We start from the raw sequence: 18,871 nt of genomic DNA, 5'->3' as shown, positions 1-18,871 counted from the left end.
TTCAGCGTGCGCCGGCCTTGCCCGGCTTCCACGGTTCCGCCCGAAACTGCTCCGCGAGGTGATCGACCAGCAGCCGCACGCGGCGCGGCGTCTTCGGCCGCCATGGGGCGACCCAGTGGATGTCGGCGTCCGCCATTGCGTAATGCGGCAGCACGCGTACCAGTTCGCCGCTGGCGAGCTGCGGCGCGATGTCCCACAGGCTGCGCAGCATCACGCCATGCCCGGCCAGGCACCAGTCGCGCACCATCTCGCCCGAGTTGCTGGCAAGGCGGCCCTGCACGCGCACCCGCGCCGTGCTGCCGTCGCGCGCATGGCGCAGGCTCCACAGCGTGAACTGGCGCTGGTTGACCTCGCCGTTTTCACGCGCGACCAGGCAGTCGTGCGATGCCAGCGCCTCGACCGTGGCCGGCATGCCGCGGCGGGCCAGGTAGTCCGGTGACGCCGCCAGCACGCGCTGGTTGCGCGCGATGCGCCGCGTGACCCAGTCGGCCGCGCGGGGCTGCTGCACGGCCCAGAGCCAGATGGCGCCGTCGTAGCCTTCGGCGCCGAGGTCGGGCAGCTGCTCGGTCAGCAGCAGCTCGATCTGCAGTGCCGGGTGGCGGGTCTGGAAAGTGGCCAGCGCGGGCCCGAGCCAGCGCCGCCCGAATCCGAATGTGGCGGCAAGGCGGATCGTGCCGGCCAGCTCGTTCTGCCGCTCGCCGAGTTCGCTCTCGAGCGCGGCAAAGCCCTCGAGCAGCGTCTTCGCATGCAGGCAGACGGCCTCGCCCTCGGCCGTGACGCTGAGGCGCCGCGTGGTGCGATCGAACAGGCGCTGGCTCAGCCGCGCCTCGAGCGCGCCAAGCCGCTTGGTGATGACGGAAGGCACGACATCGAGCGTGTCGGCGGCGCCGGCCAGGCTGCCCTGGTCGCGGATGGCCAGCACCAGCGCCAAGTCGCCACGGTCCATCAAGGGGGAATTCATGCCGGAATGGAAAGTATGAATTGGCCGATTGTTGCTTGATGGCGGCGAGGGCGCAACGCACAATCGCCGACGTGACGACCTCGTTCCTCTCCTTCCCCACTTTCGACATTGCGCGCGACGGCGTGCGCATGCACGGCCGCATCGGCGGGCAGGGTGCGCCGCTGCTGCTGCTGCACGGTCATCCGCAGACGCATGCGATCTGGCACCGCGTGGCGCCGGCGCTGGCCGAGCGCTTCACCGTGGTCGCCCTGGACTTGCGCGGCTACGGCGATTCGGGCCGGCCGGCGGCCGATGCCGAGCACCGTGTCTACAGCAAGCGCGAAATGGCGCTCGACGCGCTCGCCGCCATGCGGCACCACGGCTTCGAGCGCTTCGGCGTGCTGGCGCATGACCGCGGCGCGCGCGTGGCGCACCGGCTCGCGGCGGACCATCCGGCGGCGATCGAGCGCATGCTGCTGCTCGACATCGCGCCCACCCTCGCCATGTACGAGCAGACGTCCGAGGCCTTTGCCAAGGCCTATTGGCACTGGTTCTTCCTGATCCAGCCGCCGCCGCTGCCCGAGGCGCTGATCGCCTCCGACCCGGTGCGCTACGTGCGCAGCGTGATGGGCGGGCGGCATGCGGGGCTGGCGCCGTTCGCGCCCGAGGTGCTCGCCGAGTACGAACGCTGCGCCGGCATCGCGGGCACGGCCGAATCCATCTGCGAGGACTACCGCGCCTCCGCAACGATCGACCTCGTCCATGACCGTGCCGACATCGCGGCCGGGCAACGCCTTGCACAGCCGTTGCGCGTGCTGTGGGGCGAGCATGGCGCGGTCGGCAAGGCCTTCGACGTGCTGGCGCTTTGGCGCGAGCGCGCGGCCGAGGTGTCGGGCCATGCCCTGCCTTGCGGCCACTACGTTCCCGAGGAGGCGCCCGACGCATTGCTGGCCGAGGCGCTCGAATTCTTTTCCCTTCCCCTACAAGCAGGAGCCACGTCATGAGCACCCAGAGAATCGCAGTCATCGCCGGCGACGGCATCGGCAAGGAAACCACGCCCGAGGGCCTGCGCGTGCTCGAGGCGGCGGCCACCAGGTTCGGCATCGACCTGAAGTTCGACCACTTCGACTTCTCGAGCTGGGACTACTACGAGAAGCACGGCCAGATGCTGCCCGACAACTGGAAGGACCAGATCGGCGGCCACGACGCCATCTTCTTCGGCGCGGTCGGCTGGCCCGAGAAGATCCCCGACCACGTGTCGCTCTGGGGCTCGCTGCTGATGTTCCGCCGCGAGTTCGACCAGTACATCAACCTGCGTCCGGCGCGCCTGATGCCCGGCATCATCGCGCCCGTGGTGCGGCGCGACGGCACGCCGCGCGAGCCCGGCGAGATCGACATGTACATCGTGCGCGAGAACACCGAGGGCGAGTACTCCAGCATCGGCGGGCGCATGTACCAGGGCACGTCGCGCGAGATCGTGGTGCAGGAAACCGTGATGTCGCGCGTGGGCGTCGACCGCGTGCTGAAGTTCGCATTCGAGCTCGCGCAGTCGCGGCCCAAGAAGCACCTGACCAGCGCCACCAAGTCGAACGGCATCTCGATCACCATGCCCTACTGGGACGAGCGCGTGGCCGAGATGGGCAAGAGCTATCCGGGCGTCACGCTCGACAAGTTCCACATCGACATCCTCACCGCGCACTTCGTGCAGCGGCCCGACTTCTTCGACGTGGTGGTGGCGAGCAACCTGTTCGGCGACATCCTGTCGGACCTGGGGCCAGCCTGCACCGGCACCATCGGCATCGCGCCGAGCGCCAACCTCAATCCCGAGCGCACCACGCCCTCGCTGTTCGAACCGGTGCACGGCTCGGCACCCGACATCGCGGGCAAGGGCATCGCCAACCCCATCGGGCAGATCTGGTGCGGCGCGATGATGCTGGAGTTCCTGGGCCACAAGCAGGCGCACGACGCCATCCTGTCGACCATCGAGAAGGTGCTCGCGCCCCAAAGCGGAGCGCCGCGCACCCCGGATATCGGTGGCAATGCGAGCACCTCGGACCTTGGCAAAGCCATCGCAGAAGCGCTTTGAACCGCAAGGGAAAAGGAGTTCACGAAAGGCCCCTAAAATCGCGCGCTCCGCTGATCGGCAAGGCGCCGTGTCTTATTGACACCCTGCAGACCAGTGGTTGTAATCCTCGCTGGCAGTGCGCTGCCGAGGCGTCAGGCCTGCCAGGTTCTTGAGTCGCACACATCGCGGCCAGGTCGCAGCTGACGAAAGCCGACCAACTTTTTTTCTACAAGGGGCCCTTGTGAACAAGACCGAACTGATTGAGCACATCGCAAAGAACGCCGACATCTCCAAAGCCGCAGCGACCCGCGCGCTCGAATCCACGATCGGCGCCATTCGTACCACGCTCAAGAAGGGCGGCTCTGTTTCGCTCGTCGGTTTCGGCACTTTCGCAGTCGGCAAACGCGCTGCCCGCACGGGACGAAATCCCCGCACCGGCGACGCGATTAAAATCAAGGCCGCCAAGATCCCGAAGTTCCGTCCAGGCAAGGCGCTGAAAGACGCGCTGAACTAAGGCGTTAGACTCGGAGAACAAATTCCGGTGGGGTGCTTAGCTCAGTTGGTAGAGCGGCGCCCTTACAAGGCGTAGGTCGGGGGTTCGAGCCCCTCAGCACCCACCACCACCAGATGCAAAGGCGAACCGCAAGTTCGCCTTTTTTATTGCCGTCCGACAGCCGTCGAAAAAGAGTGTTCAAGCATGTTTGAAGCCTTCCGCAAGCACACCAAGATCGTGATGATTTTCTTGTTCTTGCTGATCATTCCCTCGTTCGTGTTCTTCGGGGTCGAACGCTACCAGGGGTTCGGCGGGGACGAGAAGGTTGCGCGCATCGAAGGTCATGACATCACTCGCCCCGAGTGGGACCAGCAGCACCGCGTCGAAACGGACCGCATCCGCCAGCAGTCTCCCAACGTCGACCCGACGCTGCTCGAGTCCGATGCGCTGCGCTACGCCACCCTGGAGCGCATGGTGCGCGACCGCGTGCTGGCGGCAGCTGCTTCCAAGGCCAACATGACGGTGTCGGAAGACCGCCTCTCGCGCATCTTCGCGCAAGACCCTGGCCTGGCCTCGTTCCGCACGCCCGACGGCAAGTTCGACCGCGATACCTTCCAGCGCGTGACGGGCCGCACGCCCGAACAGTACGAAGCTTCCGTGCGTGCCGACATGGCAACGCAACAGGTCATGCTGGGCATTTCGGGCACGGCCTTCACGCCGCCGGCACTGGCCGCCACCACGATCAACGCCTTCTACGACAGCCGCGAAATCCAGGTCGCGCGCTTCGGCCCCGAGGCATTCGCCTCGAAGGTGACGGTGAGCGATGCCGACATCGAGACCTACTACAAGGACCACTCGGCGCAGTTCCAGGCACCGGAGCAGGCCAACATCGAGTACCTTGTGCTCGACCTCGACGCCGCCAAGAAGAACATCAACGTCAGCGAGGCCGATCTCAAGTCCTACTACGACCAGAACTCCGGGCGTTTCGGCACGAAGGAAGAACGCCGCGCGAGCCACATCCTGATCACCGCGCCGTCTAGCATGCCCGCAGCCGATCGCGCAAAGGCCAAGGCCAAGGCGGAAGAACTGCTGGCCGAGGTGAAGAAGGCGCCGAACACCTTCGCCGACGTGGCGCGCAAGAACTCGCAAGACCCGGGCTCGGCAGAGAAGGGCGGCGACCTCGACTTCGTCACCAAGGGCGCGATGGTCAAGCCTTTCGAAGACGCGATGTTCTCGCTCAAGAAGGGCGAGATCAGCAACGTGATCGAAACCGAGTTCGGCTATCACATCATTCACCTGACCGACATCAAGCCCGCAGTGGTGCCGCCTTTCGAACAGGTGCGTGCGACCATCGAGAACGAGGTGCGCTCGCAGCAGGCCACGCAGGAATTCGCGAAGGCGGCCGAGGTCTTCACCGACGCCGTGTACCAGACGCCCGACAGCCTCAAGCCCGCGGCCGAGAAGCTGAAGCTCACGATCCAGACCGCCAACAACGTGGCGCGCACGCCCGTGCCGGGTGCCAAAGGCCCGCTGGCCAGCCGCAACTTCCTGAACGCGTTGTTCGCTCCTGATTCGCTGCAGCGCAAGCAGAACACCGAGGCGATCGAAGTCGGCTCGAGCCAGCTCGCATCGGGCCGCGTGACGACGTACACGCCGGCGCATCCTGTGCCGCTGGCCGAGGTCAAGGACAAGATCCGTGCTCAGATCGTCAACGAGCGTGCTGCGGTGCTGGCCAAGGCCGAGGGTGAAGCAAAGCTCGCCGCATGGACGGCCAAGGCCGACGGTGCGACCTTCGGCGCGCCCATGACCGTGTCGCGCCGCGATGCGGCATCGCAGCCGCTGCCGGTGATCGACGCCGCGCTGCGTGCCGACGCCGCCAAGCTGCCGGCGCTGGTTGGCGTGGACCTGGGCGCGCAAGGCTATGCCGTGGTTCGCGTGACCAAGGTCGTCCCGCGCACGCCGCCGCCGGCCGAACTCGCGAAGCAGGAGCAGGCGCAGGTCGGCCAGTCGGTGGCCGCCGCCGAAGACGCCGCGTACTACGACATGCTGAAGGACCGGTACAAGGCCCAGATCCTGGTGCCCAAGCCGGCGGACCCGCTGCCTGGCGCAGCAGCAGCAGCCGGTCGCTGACCCGCAGCAAGAGTCTTTTCGACGCAAGACACGGCCCGAGCCAATGGCTCGGGCTTTTTCGTTTTGGTCGCACGAGGGACAAGCGGCGAACACGCTTCTTGCCAGAATCCCGCACATGGGAACCCTCTATCTCGTGCGCCACGGTCAAGCCAGTTTTGGTGCCGCCGACTATGACAACCTGAGCGAACTCGGGCACCGGCAGTCCGTTCGGCTCGGCGAGTACTGGCGCGAGCGCGGCATGGCTTTCGATGCGGTGATCACCGGCACGCTCAGGCGCCATCGCCAGACCTGGGAAGGCATCGCCAAGGGGCTGGGCCTTTCGCGCGACGACGTGCTGCCGTGGCCTGGGCTCAACGAGTACGACAGCGAGGCCGTCATTGCCACGATCCATGAAGGCAAGCTGGAGAAGCCCGATTCACCCGAGATGTACCGTCATCACTTCCGCTTGCTGCGCGAAGGATTGGGTGCCTGGATGCAGGGCAAGACCAAGCCTGCAGGCATGCCCAGCTATGTCGACTTCCTGGCGGGCGTGACCACAGCGCTCGACCACGTGCGCGACAAGCATCACGGCGCGCGAGTGCTGGTGGTGTCCAGCGGCGGCCCGATCAGCACCGCCGTCGGCCATGTGCTGGGGACGAGCGCCGAAACCACGATCGAACTCAACCTGCGCATCCGCAACACTTCGGTCACGGAATTCGCGTTCACCCCGAAGCGGCACATGCTGGTCACCTACAACACGCTGCCGCATCTGGACGGCCCGGCTTACGAAGACTGGGTGACCTACGCCTGAGTGCCTGGTCGTGGTTCGCGGGCTGGCTCAGGCCTGCCATACGCCGTAGCCGGCCTTGCGCAGCATGATGCCGAGCTCGACTTCCATCGAACGGGCGTCTTCGTACGGCATCGGGTTGTAGCGCTCGTAGAGCGCGGGCAGCAGGCGCAGGCCGAATTCCTCGACGAAGCTGTTGGCCTGGATGCCGGCCTTGTGCTTGTCGAAGCGGATGTCGGGGTCCAGCCCCGTCATGCCCACATAGACGAACGGCTTGCCGAGTTGGTAGTCGGGGTTGGCACGACGAAAGCGGCTGTTGTTCCAGACGCGGTCGTCGAGTTCGACCACATAGACGTGGTGCTTTGCGCGTGGTTTGCGGGGTGCCCGCGGCGGCATCAGCTCTTGCGCTTGATCAGGCCGTAAAGAATCAGCAGCACGATTGCGCCCAGCACCGAAGCGATGAAGCCGGCGCCCTGTCCGGCGATGTACCAGCCCATCGCCTGGCCCACGTAGGTTGCGATCAGTGAACCGGCAACGCCGATGATCGTGGTGATGATGAAGCCAGCGGAATCGTCCCCGGGCTTGACGGCGCGCGCCACTAGACCCACGACGAACCCGATCAGAATAGTCCAGACGATGCTCATGAAATTCCTTTGGAGGTGAGTGGCACTGGCGAAAGCCGGGCGGTACGCGCGGCCCTCTTTCATGATAGCGGAGCGATGTGGACCGCCGCGACACCGAGGGCGCGCGGCGTCCTACAGGAGGCGACGCAGCGCGGCGGTATACCCGTCGCATGCTGGAAAAATTGCCTGATGTCATTGGTCACGCGCTGCAGGGCGTTCGCGCGGGGCTGGACAACATCGTTTTTAATGCGCTCGGCATGCGGGAAGGCATGGCCACCATCGCCGTCACGAGCATGGCGTTCGTTGACCATGCGCCCATACCCGCGCGCTATACCGCCGACGGGGAGGGCGTGTCGCCGCCCCTGCAATGGACGGATCTGCCTGCGGGCACGGCTGCGCTGGTGCTGATCGTGGAGGACGCTGATTCGCCGACGCCCAACCCGCTCGTGCATGCCATCGTCGTGGGGCTGCCGCCCGAGAGCGGCTCTCTTGCCGAAGCTGCCATACCGAGCCCGGACAACGATGGCGCCGGCCTGCATGTCGGACGCAATTCGGCATTGCAGGCGATGTGGCTGCCGCCCGATCCGCCTCCGGGGCATGGAGAGCATCGCTACGCATTCCAGGTGTTCGCGTTGGGAGAGTCGCCCGAGTTCTCCGATACGCCCGGCCGGGAAGAGGTCTTCGAAGCCTTGCGTGCGAGCGCCATCGCCAGCGGCCTGCTGATCGGCACCTGCGAGCGGCCCGATGGCTCCATCAAGATCGAGGAAAGCGCGCCCGCCACAGGTCCGCTGGCGGCGGGTTGAGATGCACGAATGCGACTTTCGAGCAATCGAGTTGAAGTCGATCGTCAAAACGACGATTTTTAACGCTACAATCTGAGGCTCTGCGGTGGCTGTAGCTCAGCTGGTAGAGTCCCAGATTGTGATTCTGGTCGTCGTGGGTTCGAGTCCCATCAGCCACCCCAAAATATCTCCTTTGTGCTATTGCTCAATAGCAATCAAAGGATTACACCGCCGGACTTGCTCCGGCGTTGTCATTTCCGGCACCGTTTTCTGCGGCGCGCCATCTCTCATTTTCCTCCGCTGATTCGCATATCCCGTCCAGGGTTGGCGCAACTTTACGTTGCGAGTTGTTGCATTAAAGCAATGAACTGCAGGTTTTTTGATCCCGAGGCACGTGCGTGACAAATGTAAATTGAATTAAAATCCGCTCGTTTTCAATTTCAGGAGTCCAACAATGGCTTCGACCCTCGCAGATATCAATTCCCAGATCAAGAAGCACGACGAGCAGATTGCGCAATTGCGCAAGCAGGCTGAAGACCTGCGCAACCAGGAGCGCGCTGGCGTGATCGAAGAGTTGCGCAAGAAGATTGCCGAATATGGGTTGACGGCTTCTGATCTGAAACTGACGGGCCGCGCCACCGCCGCCAAGCGCAGCACTGGCGCCGCTCCGGCAAAGGCAGCCGCCAAATACCGCGGCCCGACGGGCGAAACCTGGTCGGGTGGCCGAGGCCGCAAGCCGCGTTGGGTGACTGAAGCATTGGCAGCCGGCAAGTCGCTCTCCGATTACGAGATCAAGTAAGTGCCTGCGCTTTCGGTGGCAGGCAACTGCCCAATAAAAAAGCCCGCATCCGCGGGCTTTTTTATTGGGCGATGACGCGCTGCAGTCCGTTCAGTTGACCATCACGAGTTTGCCTTTGACGCCGCGCGAACCCATGTGGGCATAGGCGGCCTTCAATTCCGCCATCGGCATCGTGCTGTCGATCACCGGCTTGATCTTTCCCTGGCCGTACCACTGAGCCAATTCGGCCATCATCTGTGCATTGGCCTTGGGTTCGCGCTTGGCGAAATCGCCCCAGAACACGCCGACCAGCGAGGCGCCTTTCAAGAGCGTCAGATTCAATGGCAGCGACGGAATGGGGCCGGACGCAAAACCCACCACCAAATAGCGGCCCCGCCATCCGATCGAGCGAAACGCCGGCTCCGCAAAATCACCGCCGACCGGGTCATAAATCACATCCGGGCCTTTGCCGTCGGTCGCGGCCTTGATGGCATCGCGAAAACCGTTGGGCAGCGCGTGAGTGGTGTAGTTGATCGTCGCGTCGGCACCAATGGAGCGGCAGAGTTCACATTTCTCGTCGCTCGATGCAGCTGCAATGACCTTGGCGCCCGCGGCCTTGGCAATCTGGATGGCCGCCGTGCCCACGCCGCCAGCGGCGCCGAGCACCAGCACGGTTTCGCCGGCCTTGAGTTGGGCGCGGTCCATCAGCGCATGCCAGGAGGTTGCATAGATCATGATGAAAGCGGCCGCGTCGACGTATCCGAAGCCTTCCGGCAGCGGCATGCACAGCGCGGCGGGTGCCAGCGTGTGGGTGCCGAATCCACCGGTGCCCGACAGGCAGGCCACGTTCTGGCCGACCTTGAGGTGGGTGACGCCTTCGCCGACCGCCTGCACGACGCCTGCGTACTCGGACCCCGGCACGAAGGGAAGCGGCGGCTTCATCTGGTATTTGTTCTGCACGATCAGCAGGTCGGGAAAATTAAGGCTGGCCGCCTTGATCTCGATCAGCACCTGGCCGGGGCCCGGGGTCGGTGTCGGCAGTTCCTTCCAGGTCAGCGCATCGACGCCGGTGGGGTTTTCGCAAAGCCATGCGTGCATGCTCGGGTCTCCTTCGTGTGAGTCGGGTGAGGGCAATGAATGCGGGCGATGATAGGGGCCGCGGCAGGGCGGCCTTGTCCCTGCTGCGACGCACCCGGCGCCTACAATCTGGCGCATCCAGGACACCATGAAGATACTTATTTCCAACGACGATGGCTTTCAGGCGCCGGGCATCGTCGCTTTGCACGACGCGCTGAAGGACATCGCCGACGTCGAGGTGGTGGCCCCCGAACACAACAACAGCGCCAAGTCGAACGCGCTCACGCTCGCAGCGCCGCTCTACGTGCGCGAGGCGCACAACGGCTTTCGCTACGTGACCGGCACGCCGGCCGATTGCGTGCACATCGCGCTCAAGGGCCTGCTCGACTACCGGCCCGATCTGGTGGTCTCCGGCATCAACAACGGTGCCAACATGGGCGACGACACCATCTATTCGGGCACTGTCGGCGCGGCGATGGAGGCCTATCTTTTCGGTATCCCGGCCATCGCCTTCTCGCAGATCGAGAAAGGCTGGGCCCACGTGGATGCGGCCGGCCAGGTGGCGCGTCGGCTGGTGCAGCAGATCGAGCGCGAGCGCATGCTCGGCGGCGCGCCGTTCCTGCTCAACGTGAACGTGCCGAACCTGCCGTTCGACCAGCTCAAGCCGGTCAAGGTCTGCCGCCTCGGTCGCCGACACGCGGCCGAGAAAGTGATCACGCAGGACAGCCCGCGTGGCGAAACCATGTACTGGATCGCCGGCGCGGGTGGTGCAAAGGACAGCGGCGAGGGTACCGACTTCCACGCCACCGCCGCGGGCCACATCGCGCTGACGCCCTTGCAGATCGACCTGACCGACCACGCCAACCTCGGCCAATGGCGCGAGACGGTGGCCCGTCTCGGCAACTGACATGGCCACGCAGCGGCCCAGTTTCCCCGTTCGACTGACACCCACAGCTTCTGCCGCCACGCGCGGGCGCATGCCCGCCGCGCCGGTCAAGCCCATGGTGCCGTCCACTCCCTCCATGGCTTCGGACGCGGTGCGCGCGCGCATGGTGCAGAAGCTTGCGGCGCAGGGCATCTCGGATCCGCGCGTGCTCCGCGCGATGGGTGCCGTGGAGCGGCATCGCTTCGTCGACAGTGCGTTGGTCAACCAGGCCTACGAAGACACGAGCCTGCCCATCGGGCTGGGACAGACCATTTCCAAGCCCAGCGTGGTGGCCCGCATGATCGAACTGCTGCTCGGCGCGCCGGCGCTGGTCGGCAAGCCGCAAGACAAGCTGGGCCGCGTGCTGGAGATCGGCACCGGCTGCGGCTATCAGGCTGCGGTGCTCGATCATGTGGCCGCCGAGGTCTACAGCATCGAGCGCCTGCGCGGGCTGCACGAGCGCGCACGCACGAATCTGCGGCACTTACGCCTGGCCACGGTGCATCTCATGCTGGGCGACGGAATGATCGGCTATGCCAAGGGCGCGCCATATGCCGGCATCATTGCCGCGGCGGGTGGCGAGGCCGTACCCGAAGCCTGGATCACGCAACTCGCGGTAGGCGGCCGCATCGTGGCGCCGACCCATTCCGCGAACGGCGGTCAAGCACTTGTCGTCATTGACAAGACCCCGCGGGGGTTGGAGCGGCTCATTCTTGAGGCGGTCCACTTTGTCCCCCTAAAATCGGGGATTGCTTGAAGGAATAACAAATGCAGGGTATTGGCAATCGGAATTGGTTCGCTGGCATCACGTTGGCTTTTGTGCTCGTGATCGCGGGCTGTTCCACGCCGCGTGGGCCGGCGCCGGTCGAAGACCGCGGCACCATGACTCGCGCCCCGGCCCCCGGCACGGTTCCTGGCGGCCCGCCGATCACCACCGACGCGAACGGCAAGCCGCTTGCCGGCATTGAAAACTACGGCAAGCCCGGGTACTACGCAGTGCGTCCGGGCGACACGATTCGCCGCATCGGCATCGAGACAGGGCAGCGCTGGCAAGACATCGTGCGCTGGAACAACATCGACAACCCCGACCTCATCGAAGTCGGCCAGGTGCTGCGCGTAATTCCCCCGACCGGCTCGAGTACTTCCGTCGCCGCGGCGCCTTCGTCTTCAGCAACCAGCGGTTCCGAGGGCGCGGTCACCAAGCCCGTGACGCCGCCTCCCGTCATCGCGCCGGTAACGCCCGCCACCGGCGCAAGCAAGCCGCCGGCTCCCGTCACTGCATCTCCGGCAGGTCCGGGCAGCGGCGCGTCGGGTGACGAAGACCTCGGCTGGATCTGGCCCGCGAGCGGTTCGCTGATCGCAGGCTTCGACGAAGCCAAGAACAAGGGCTACGACATCAGCGGCAAGGCGGGCGACCCGGTGCTGGCCGCCGCCGATGGCCGCGTGGTCTACGCCGGCGCCGGTCTTCGCGGCTACGGCAACCTGATCATCCTGAAGCACAACAACACCTACCTGACCGCTTATGCGCACAACCAGGCGCTGCTCGTGAAGGAGGACCAGTCGGTTCAGAAGGGCCAGAAGATCGCCGAAATGGGCAGCAGCGATTCCGATCGCGTCAAGCTGCACTTCGAGATCCGCCGCCAGGGCAAGCCCGTCGATCCATCGCGTTACCTGCCCAGCCGGTGATGCCATGGCTGCCTCCCGCCCCCGCCGCACGCCGCCTGTGCGCGGGTTGGCGGGCAAGGGCAGCGCGTTTCCGCCTTCCGCGGACCCTGCCGGCGAGCCGCCCGAGCAAGACCTGCGCTCGATGGAGGGCACGGCCGCACAGCCCAATGGTACGACGGCCGATTTGATCGGTGGTGAGGGCGCCGACGCCCTCACCATCTACCTGCGCCAGGTTCGCCGCACCGAACTCTTCACTCCCGCCGAGGAATACCAGGCCGCATGCGCCGCGCGGGCCGGCGACTTTGCCGCGAGGCAGTCGATGATCGAGCACAACCTGCGGCTCGTCGTGAGCATCGCCAAGGGCTATCTCGGGCGTGGCGTGCCAATGTCCGACCTGATCGAAGAAGGCAACCTGGGGCTGATGCATGCCATCGGCAAGTTCGAGCCCGAACGCGGCTTTCGCTTCTCCACTTACGCGACCTGGTGGATCCGGCAATCGGTCGAGCGCGCCGTCATGACGCAGGCTCGGGCGATCCGCTTGCCGGTGCATGTGGTGCGCGAACTCCAGCAGGTTCTGCGTGCCCGGCGCACGCTCGAAGGCGACGCCGAATTCCTTGCTCGCCGACCCGACGGCGTGCGCGTGGAAGACATCGCAGCGCTGCTCGGGCGTGACGTCCAGGCGGTGGCCGACCTGTTGGCTCTGGCAGAGGCGCCGCGCTCGCTCGACGCGGGCGATGCGCGCGGCGACGACGGCTTCACGCTGGCCGACACCGTGGCCTCCGACGACGAACAAGGCAGCCCCAGTAGCACCACGCACGCGCACGAAGTCGAGCGCCTGCTCGACCAGTGGGTGCATGCGCTCGACGCGCGCGAGCGGGAGGTGCTGGAGGGCCGCTATGGCCTGCACGACCGCGAGCCCGAAACCCTCGAGGTGCTGAGCGTCCGGCTGGGTCTCACGCGCGAGCGCGTCAGGCAGATCCAGAACGAGGCGCTGGCCAAGATGCGCCGACAGTTGGCGCGCTCCGGGGTCGGTCGGGACGCGCTGTTCTAGGTGCTTTCAGGGCGCTTCGCCCGCGCTGAGACAATCGGGGGATGACGGAATCCATCGAAGAAAAGAAAGTCCCCACGAATCCCGGTGAAGAATGGCTGCAGGTCGAGTCGCTCGACCTCGACGCACAGGGCGTATCGCACAAGGCCGACGGCATGGTCGTGTTCATCGAAGGCGCATTGCCCTTCGAAGAGGTGCAGTTCAACGTCCATCGCCGGAAGAACAACTGGGAGCAGGGCACGGTCACGGCCATCCGCCGTGAATCATCACAGCGCGTGCGCCCGGGCTGCCCGCATTTCGGCCTGCACACCGGCGCCTGCGGCGGCTGCAAGATGCAGCACCTGGACCCGGCCGCCCAGGTGGCCGTGAAGCAGCGTGCGCTGGAAGACAACCTGTGGCACCTCGGCAAGGTCAAGCCCGAGAACCTGCTGCGGCCGCTCGAAGGCCCGGCGTGGCACTACCGCTACCGCGCGCGGCTGTCGGTGCGGCACGTGGTCAAGAAGGGCACGGTGCTGATCGGCTTTCACGAGCGCAAGAGCCGCTACCTGGCCGACATGCAGGTGTGCCCGGTGCTGCCGAAGCAGGTCAGCGAAATGCTGATGCCGCTGCGCGCGCTGATCGGCTCGCTCGACGCGCGAGATACCTGCCCGCAGATCGAACTTGCCTGCGGCGACGCACCGGACTCCACCAGGCTCGGAACCATCGCGCTGGTGCTGCGGCACCTGGAGCCGCTGTCACGCGCCGACATCGACCGCCTGAAGGCCTTTGCAGCGCAGAACGAGGGCGTGCAATGGTGGCTGCAGGCCAAGGGGCCTGACACGGTCAAGCTGCTCGAGGAGGGCGGCACGCCGCTGGCTTACCGGCTGCCCGAATTCGGCGTCACGATGCCTTTCAAGCCGACCGACTTCACGCAGGTCAATCCGCACATCAACCGAGCGCTCGTGGGCAAGGCGCTGCGCCTGCTCGACGTGCAGTCCGACGAGCGCGTGATCGACTGGTTCTGCGGCCTCGGAAACTTCACGCTGCCGCTGGCGAGCAAGGCGCGCGAGGTGCTGGGCATCGAGGGCAGCGACACGCTGGTGGCGCGCGCCACCGACAACTACAGGACCAACCAGCCCGCGAGCTCCGCCCGTCGTGCGCTGTCACCCGCAAAGTTTGTCGCGCGCAACCTGTTCGAAATGACGCCGGCCATGCTGGTTGCAGACGGCAGCGCCGACAAATGGCTGGTCGATCCGCCGCGCGAAGGTGCGTTTGCGCTTGCCAAGGCCATGGCCGACCTGCATCAGCAGCCCGAACTGCGCACCGACGGCTGGACGCCGCCGAAGCGCATCGTGTATGTGAGCTGCAATCCGTCGACACTGGCGCGCGATGCCGGCCTGCTCGTGCACCAGGCGGGCTACCGCTGCACCTTTGCGGGGGTGGTCAACATGTTCCCGCATACGGCGCACGTTGAGTCGATCGCGGTGTTCGACCTGGAATGAGAAAAGGGCCCCTCGCGGGGCCCTTCTTCGTGGTGGGCGGCCCTCTCGGGGCCTATAGCTCAGTCGCGTTCGCCACCGAAGATGCCCAGCAGGGCCAGCAGGCTCTGGAACACGTTGAACAGGTCCAGGTAAAGCGCGAGCGTGGCGGTGATGTAGTTGGTTTCGCCGCCGTCCATGATCTGCTTCAGGTCATAGAGCATGTAGGCCGAGAAGATGCCGATGGCGGCCACCGAGATCACCAGCATGCCGGTGCTCGAGCCCACGAACACGTTGATGATGGCGCCGAACATCAGCACCATCGCGCCGACGAACAGGAACTTGCCCATGCCCGACAGGTCGCGCTTGATGACCGTGGCCAGCGAGGCCATTACGAAGAACACGCCGGCGGTACCGCCGAAGGCCGTCATGATGAGTTCCGAGCCGTTCTTGAAGCCCAGCACCATCGCGATCAGGCGCGACAGCATCAGGCCCATGAAGAAGGTGAAGCCCAGCAGCACCGGCACGCCGGCTGCGGAGTTCTTGGTCTTCTCGATAGCGAACATGAAACCGAACGCGCCGCCGAGGAACACGATGAGGCCGAGGCCGCCCGTGAGCGAGCGTGTGATGCCGGTGCTGACGCCGACCCAGGCGCCCAGCACGGTGGGCAGCAGGCTGAGCGCGAGCAGCCAGTAGGTGTTGCGCAGCACACGCTGGCGTTCTGCCTGGGCCAGCGGCTGGCCGTAGCCGGTGGAGGTGTCGAGGGTGGTAACGCGGTCGTTCATGGCCGGAGCTCCTGTGGTTGCTGCTAAGACGCAGTTGGGGCGCATTCTAGGGGGCTGCAAGAGCAGGTTTCGATAAAGACCGTATGCAGGATGTTCCCAAGCTTGGCACCTGCCCGAAGGCACTGCTGGCTGCGTGGCCGTTATGCTGTGGGGTTTTTACGCAACCTGAGCCAAACCATGAAGACCAAGTCATTCCTCGAACTCGCCGACGTCAAGACCATTGCCGCAGCGGCAGAAGCCGAGGCCCTCAAGAACAACTGGGCTGTCACCATCGCCATTTCGGACGACGCCGGCAACCTGCTCTGGCTGCAGCGCCTGGACGGTGCCGCTGCTCTGTCTTCGCACATCGCCCCCGCCAAGGCCCATACGGCTGCCATGGGCCGCCGCGAGAGCAAGGTCTACGAGGACATCATCAACGGCGGCCGTACCGCATTCCTGACCGCGCCTGAAGTGCAGGGCCTGCTCGAAGGCGGCGTGCCGATCGTGAAGGACGGACACGTGATCGGCGCAGTCGGCGTGAGCGGCGTGAAGTCGAATGAAGACGCGCAGATCGCCAAGGCGGGTATCGCGGCGCTCGGCCTCTGATTCTTTTCGGAATCGCATAAAGCAAAACGCCGACTTCAAGGTCGGCGTTTTCTTTTTAAAGGCTTCAGCGTGAAAAAAAGCTTGGCTAGTCGGCGAACCGTTGGCTAGCAAAAAACGACCCTTCGGAGATGAATCTCCTTGAGTCGCCCCACGATGAAACTTGCGCGAGGGGCGGGCTGAACGACCTTACTTGGTCAGGATCAGCTTGCCGAGTTTGGTGGCTTGAAGCCGATAGAGGGAACCGTTGTGCATGATGCCCACGGTCTTGCTTCCCTTCAGAAGCTCCGTGCTTTCGACCATCGGGACCGGACGCGTTGCCTGGATCGAATGGCCGCCACCCGACTGGTCGAGCGAAGGATGGTTCAGAACAGAAAAGGCGTTGGGGGTGGCTGGCATTTGAAGTTCCCTTATCGAAGCGATGACTGAATGATAATGATTCGCAATAAAAAATCAATAGCCGCGATCAACTTTTTTTCGATCGCGATTCAGCTCACTTCGTATCGGGCTCCGTGATGAAGCCGATCTTGCGCACGCCGGCTTCGCGAGCCTCGGACATGGCCTTGGCCACGCGCTCGTAGCGCACGGCCTTGTCACCGCGGATGTGCAGTTCGGGCTGAGGGTCCTTGGCGGCTTCGGCGGCCAGGCGGCCTGGCAACTCGCTGTCGTCGATCTTCTGCTCGTTCCAGTAGTACTCGCCATTGGCCGTGATGCTGAACAGGATGTTCTGCGGCTTGGGCTGTTCCGGCTCGCTGGTGGCGCGCGGCAGGTCGATGTTGACCGCGTGCTTCATCACCGGCACGGTAATGATGAAGATGATCAGGAGTACCAGCATGACGTCGACCAGCGGCGTCATGTTGATCTCGTTCATGACCTCATCGGGCTCGTCTTGGGTTCCGAAAGCCATGATGCTCAGCCCTTCTTGAGCGGAACCACGATCGCTTCGGTGCCGCTCTGGACGCGGGCGCCGGTCACGAAGTAGGCGTGCAGGTCGTGGGCGAAGGCGTTCAGCTTGGTCAGCACGAACTTGTTGCCGCGCACCAGCGCGTTGTAGCCGAGCACCGCGGGAATGGCCACCGCCAGGCCCAGCGCCGTCATGATCAGTGCCTCACCGATCGGACCGGCCACCTTGTCGATGGTCGCCTGGCCGGCCGAGCCGATGCTCATCAGCGCGTGGTAGATGCCCCAGACCGTGCCGAACAGGCCGATGAACGGCGCGGTCGAGCCGACCGACGCCAGGATCGCCAGGCCGGTCTGCAGGCGAGCGGTGAATGCGTCGATGCCGTTGCGCAGGGAGCGCGTGATCCAGTCGCTCACGTCCAGCGCGTCATGCAGGTGGGCCTTGGTGTTGCGGTGGTGCGCCGCGGCTTCGCGGCCTTCGAGGGCCAACGCGCGGAACGGGTTGCTGTCGTCCTTGCCGAGTTTGTTCAGCGCGGTCGCGAAGTCCTCGCTGTGCCAGAAGTCCTGCGAGTGCTTGGCAAGGCGCTTGTAGCGGATGACGTCGAGTGCCTTGATGATGATCACGATCCATGACGCAAGCGACATGCCGATCAACAGCACAGCCACGGCCTTGGTGACGAAATCGCCTTGGTTCCAGACGTTCATCAAGCCAAATTGGGAATCCATACGAAGTTGCTCCAGAGAAAAATTAGTTCAGAACGTAGTTGACGGGGGCGTCATAGGACATGGCCTGCACCACTCCATTGACCTTGCCGGGAACGAACCGGCATTTCAGGATGTATTCCACGGCGGCTTCATCGAGACGGTCGAAGCCGCTGGATTTCTTGACCTCGGCGCTCTTGGGCAGTCCGTCGACGCCGACGAGCACCCGCACGATGACCTTGCCCTGTTCGCCGAGCCGTTTGCTCATGGCCGGGTAGGTGGCCTTGGGGTTTTGCAGATAGTCGGCGTTGCTCGACGGCAACTGCACGGCGGGCGGTGCCGGCGGAGCAGGTGGCGGTGAGGGCGGCGCTGGGGGCGCGGGCGGTGCCGGAGGAGCGGCCGGGGGCGGCGGCTCCGTGACGCCGACAGGTGCCTGGGGTGCCGGAGTGGGCTTCGGCTCGCGAATGGCCTGGGGGCGCGGCGGAGGCGGCGCCTTCGTCACCTTGGGCTGAGGCGGCGGCGGGGGTGGAGGAGGGGGATCGGCCTTCGGTTTCGGCGGCTCGACGAACTGGCTCAGGATCTCGACCGGAATCACCACTTCGGCAGCGCGCCGGAGCAACCCGCTTTGCAGTGCCCAGAGCGCGGCCGCATGAAAGACGATGACGCTGCCGGCAATGACGACATTGCGGGAAAGGCCGAGGACGGAGGGGGGAGGGGCAAAGCGATCAGACACGATCAACCATTCGAATGCGGGCACTCAAGAAAGTGCCACGATTGCAGCAAAACCGCTACGAAGACGCTAACTGCGCTATTTTCGGAAAATCCACCAGACCGAGCCTGCGACCAGGATCAGGCTGCCGCCGAGTGCCGAGACGAGTTCCATGCCTTGCTTTCCTTGATGGAGTTGGCAAGCTGGATCGCCCTCGGACCCGGTTCGCAATTCAAGGCGGCGACCGGGTGCGAAGCGCTGCACTGCGCGACGATATCGCGCGCACAACCTTCACACTGGCCACACTGGGTGGCCACGCCGAGTTCGAATTGGACTTCGTCGAAGGTCATGCCCGCGCGCACGTGACGTGCGATTTCGCGGTCGGAGACTCGGCGGCAGACGCAAACGATCATGGCGGTGAAAGCGGCAGTTGGCTGGCTGTTG

At 65.0% G+C, this 18,871-nt stretch carries 23 protein-coding genes and 2 tRNA genes; 15 read left to right on the top strand and 10 right to left on the bottom strand.

Features of this window, described 5'->3' with window-relative positions; all coding sequences use genetic code 11:
* Position 1 precedes the first annotated feature (1 nt).
* Positions 2-961: a LysR substrate-binding domain-containing protein gene (locus tag WIX39_RS22475; protein WP_106933866.1), complete on the bottom strand. Its 960-nt coding sequence runs from the start codon at positions 959-961 to the stop codon at positions 2-4.
* Between the two features lie 38 nt (positions 962-999).
* Here WIX39_RS22475 and WIX39_RS22470 point away from each other — a divergent pair, with 38 nt between their 5' ends.
* The 6 genes from WIX39_RS22470 (at position 1,000) to WIX39_RS22445 (ending at position 6,418) form a co-directional block, all read left to right on the top strand.
* On the top strand, positions 1,000-1,944 hold the full coding sequence (locus WIX39_RS22470) for an alpha/beta fold hydrolase (RefSeq protein ID WP_106933867.1): 945 nt from the start codon (positions 1,000-1,002) through the stop codon (positions 1,942-1,944).
* Positions 1,941-3,026: a tartrate dehydrogenase gene (locus WIX39_RS22465; protein ID WP_106933868.1), complete on the top strand. Its 1,086-nt coding sequence runs from the start codon at positions 1,941-1,943 to the stop codon at positions 3,024-3,026. Before WIX39_RS22470 ends, WIX39_RS22465 begins: the two co-directional genes overlap by 4 nt.
* 220 nt (positions 3,027-3,246) lie before the next feature.
* Positions 3,247-3,519, top strand: coding sequence for an HU family DNA-binding protein (locus WIX39_RS22460; protein WP_007830705.1), 273 nt, complete (start codon positions 3,247-3,249; stop codon positions 3,517-3,519).
* A gap of 30 nt (positions 3,520-3,549) precedes the next feature.
* Positions 3,550-3,625 (top strand) — tRNA-Val (locus WIX39_RS22455).
* 77 nt (positions 3,626-3,702) lie between these two features.
* Positions 3,703-5,628, top strand: coding sequence for a SurA N-terminal domain-containing protein (locus tag WIX39_RS22450; RefSeq protein WP_106933869.1), 1,926 nt, complete (start codon positions 3,703-3,705; stop codon positions 5,626-5,628).
* A 115-nt stretch (positions 5,629-5,743) separates the two neighbouring features.
* Positions 5,744-6,418 carry a histidine phosphatase family protein gene (locus tag WIX39_RS22445; protein ID WP_106933870.1) on the top strand — a complete coding sequence of 225 codons (675 nt, stop codon included), beginning with the start codon at positions 5,744-5,746 and terminating at the stop codon, positions 6,416-6,418.
* Positions 6,419-6,445: 27 nt separating this feature from the next.
* On the opposite strand, the gene WIX39_RS22440 is transcribed toward WIX39_RS22445, so the two are convergent.
* Entirely contained in the window at positions 6,446-6,790 is a 345-nt protein-coding gene (locus WIX39_RS22440) for a hypothetical protein (RefSeq protein WP_106933871.1), read from the bottom strand.
* Positions 6,790-7,038 (bottom strand): GlsB/YeaQ/YmgE family stress response membrane protein, encoded by a 249-nt coding sequence (locus WIX39_RS22435; protein ID WP_081268666.1) that lies wholly within the window; start codon positions 7,036-7,038, stop codon positions 6,790-6,792. Before WIX39_RS22435 ends, WIX39_RS22440 begins: the two co-directional genes overlap by 1 nt.
* 149 nt (positions 7,039-7,187) lie before the next feature.
* On the opposite strand from WIX39_RS22435, the gene WIX39_RS22430 reads away from it, so the two are divergent.
* The 3 genes from WIX39_RS22430 (at position 7,188) to WIX39_RS22420 (ending at position 8,598) form a co-directional block, all read left to right on the top strand.
* A complete protein-coding gene (locus tag WIX39_RS22430) occupies positions 7,188-7,820 on the top strand; it encodes a YbhB/YbcL family Raf kinase inhibitor-like protein (protein ID WP_106933872.1) in 633 nt (210 codons plus the stop codon).
* Between the two features lie 85 nt (positions 7,821-7,905).
* Positions 7,906-7,981: transfer RNA gene (locus WIX39_RS22425), tRNA-His, on the top strand.
* Between the two features lie 272 nt (positions 7,982-8,253).
* On the top strand, positions 8,254-8,598 hold the full coding sequence (locus WIX39_RS22420) for an H-NS family nucleoid-associated regulatory protein (protein ID WP_081268668.1): 345 nt from the start codon (positions 8,254-8,256) through the stop codon (positions 8,596-8,598).
* 90 nt (positions 8,599-8,688) lie between these two features.
* On the opposite strand, the gene WIX39_RS22415 is transcribed toward WIX39_RS22420, so the two are convergent.
* On the bottom strand, positions 8,689-9,675 hold the full coding sequence (locus WIX39_RS22415) for an NADPH:quinone oxidoreductase family protein (protein WP_081268669.1): 987 nt from the start codon (positions 9,673-9,675) through the stop codon (positions 8,689-8,691).
* Positions 9,676-9,802: 127 nt separating this feature from the next.
* Between WIX39_RS22415 and surE the strand changes: the two genes are divergently transcribed.
* The 5 genes from surE (at position 9,803) to rlmD (ending at position 14,773) form a co-directional block, all read left to right on the top strand.
* Positions 9,803-10,561, top strand: coding sequence for a 5'/3'-nucleotidase SurE (surE, locus tag WIX39_RS22410; RefSeq protein ID WP_106933873.1), 759 nt, complete (start codon positions 9,803-9,805; stop codon positions 10,559-10,561).
* 1 nt (position 10,562) lies between these two features.
* Positions 10,563-11,336: a protein-L-isoaspartate(D-aspartate) O-methyltransferase gene (locus WIX39_RS22405; protein WP_409195857.1), complete on the top strand. Its 774-nt coding sequence runs from the start codon at positions 10,563-10,565 to the stop codon at positions 11,334-11,336.
* 11 nt (positions 11,337-11,347) lie between these two features.
* The gene (locus WIX39_RS22400) at positions 11,348-12,265 is read left to right on the top strand and encodes a peptidoglycan DD-metalloendopeptidase family protein (protein WP_409195856.1); all 918 of its coding nucleotides are present in this window, start codon (positions 11,348-11,350) and stop codon (positions 12,263-12,265) included.
* 121 nt (positions 12,266-12,386) lie between these two features.
* The gene (locus WIX39_RS22395) at positions 12,387-13,295 is read left to right on the top strand and encodes a sigma-70 family RNA polymerase sigma factor (RefSeq protein ID WP_409196359.1); all 909 of its coding nucleotides are present in this window, start codon (positions 12,387-12,389) and stop codon (positions 13,293-13,295) included.
* Positions 13,296-13,336: 41 nt separating this feature from the next.
* Positions 13,337-14,773 carry a 23S rRNA (uracil(1939)-C(5))-methyltransferase RlmD gene (gene rlmD / locus WIX39_RS22390; RefSeq protein WP_409195855.1) on the top strand — a complete coding sequence of 479 codons (1,437 nt, stop codon included), beginning with the start codon at positions 13,337-13,339 and terminating at the stop codon, positions 14,771-14,773.
* 59 nt (positions 14,774-14,832) lie between these two features.
* Here the strand turns inward: rlmD and WIX39_RS22385 are convergent, their stop codons facing one another.
* Complete coding sequence (locus WIX39_RS22385; protein WP_081268675.1) at positions 14,833-15,534, bottom strand: Bax inhibitor-1/YccA family protein; 702 nt, start codon at positions 15,532-15,534, stop codon at positions 14,833-14,835.
* 177 nt (positions 15,535-15,711) lie between these two features.
* On the opposite strand from WIX39_RS22385, the gene WIX39_RS22380 reads away from it, so the two are divergent.
* On the top strand, positions 15,712-16,119 hold the full coding sequence (locus tag WIX39_RS22380; protein WP_081268676.1) for a GlcG/HbpS family heme-binding protein: 408 nt from the start codon (positions 15,712-15,714) through the stop codon (positions 16,117-16,119).
* Between the two features lie 186 nt (positions 16,120-16,305).
* On the opposite strand, the gene hemP is transcribed toward WIX39_RS22380, so the two are convergent.
* From hemP to WIX39_RS22355, 5 genes are all read right to left on the bottom strand, one after another.
* Positions 16,306-16,515 carry a hemin uptake protein HemP gene (gene hemP, locus WIX39_RS22375; protein WP_081268677.1) on the bottom strand — a complete coding sequence of 70 codons (210 nt, stop codon included), beginning with the start codon at positions 16,513-16,515 and terminating at the stop codon, positions 16,306-16,308.
* Positions 16,516-16,609: 94 nt separating this feature from the next.
* On the bottom strand, positions 16,610-17,023 hold the full coding sequence (locus tag WIX39_RS22370) for an ExbD/TolR family protein (protein ID WP_081268678.1): 414 nt from the start codon (positions 17,021-17,023) through the stop codon (positions 16,610-16,612).
* A gap of 5 nt (positions 17,024-17,028) precedes the next feature.
* The gene (locus WIX39_RS22365; RefSeq protein WP_081268679.1) at positions 17,029-17,742 is read right to left on the bottom strand and encodes a MotA/TolQ/ExbB proton channel family protein; all 714 of its coding nucleotides are present in this window, start codon (positions 17,740-17,742) and stop codon (positions 17,029-17,031) included.
* Positions 17,743-17,764: 22 nt separating this feature from the next.
* On the bottom strand, positions 17,765-18,454 hold the full coding sequence (locus tag WIX39_RS22360; RefSeq protein WP_431197050.1) for an energy transducer TonB: 690 nt from the start codon (positions 18,452-18,454) through the stop codon (positions 17,765-17,767).
* A gap of 113 nt (positions 18,455-18,567) precedes the next feature.
* Positions 18,568-18,840, bottom strand: coding sequence for a (2Fe-2S)-binding protein (locus tag WIX39_RS22355; RefSeq protein ID WP_081270483.1), 273 nt, complete (start codon positions 18,838-18,840; stop codon positions 18,568-18,570).
* Between the last annotated feature and the right edge of the window lie 31 nt (positions 18,841-18,871).

The sequence above is a fragment of the Variovorax sp. AB1(2024) genome (assembly GCF_037482385.2).
Classification (GTDB): Bacteria; Pseudomonadota; Gammaproteobacteria; order Burkholderiales; family Burkholderiaceae_C; genus Variovorax.
Note: the sequence above shows the minus strand (reverse complement) of the source record. Positions and strands in the feature narration are given on the sequence as shown.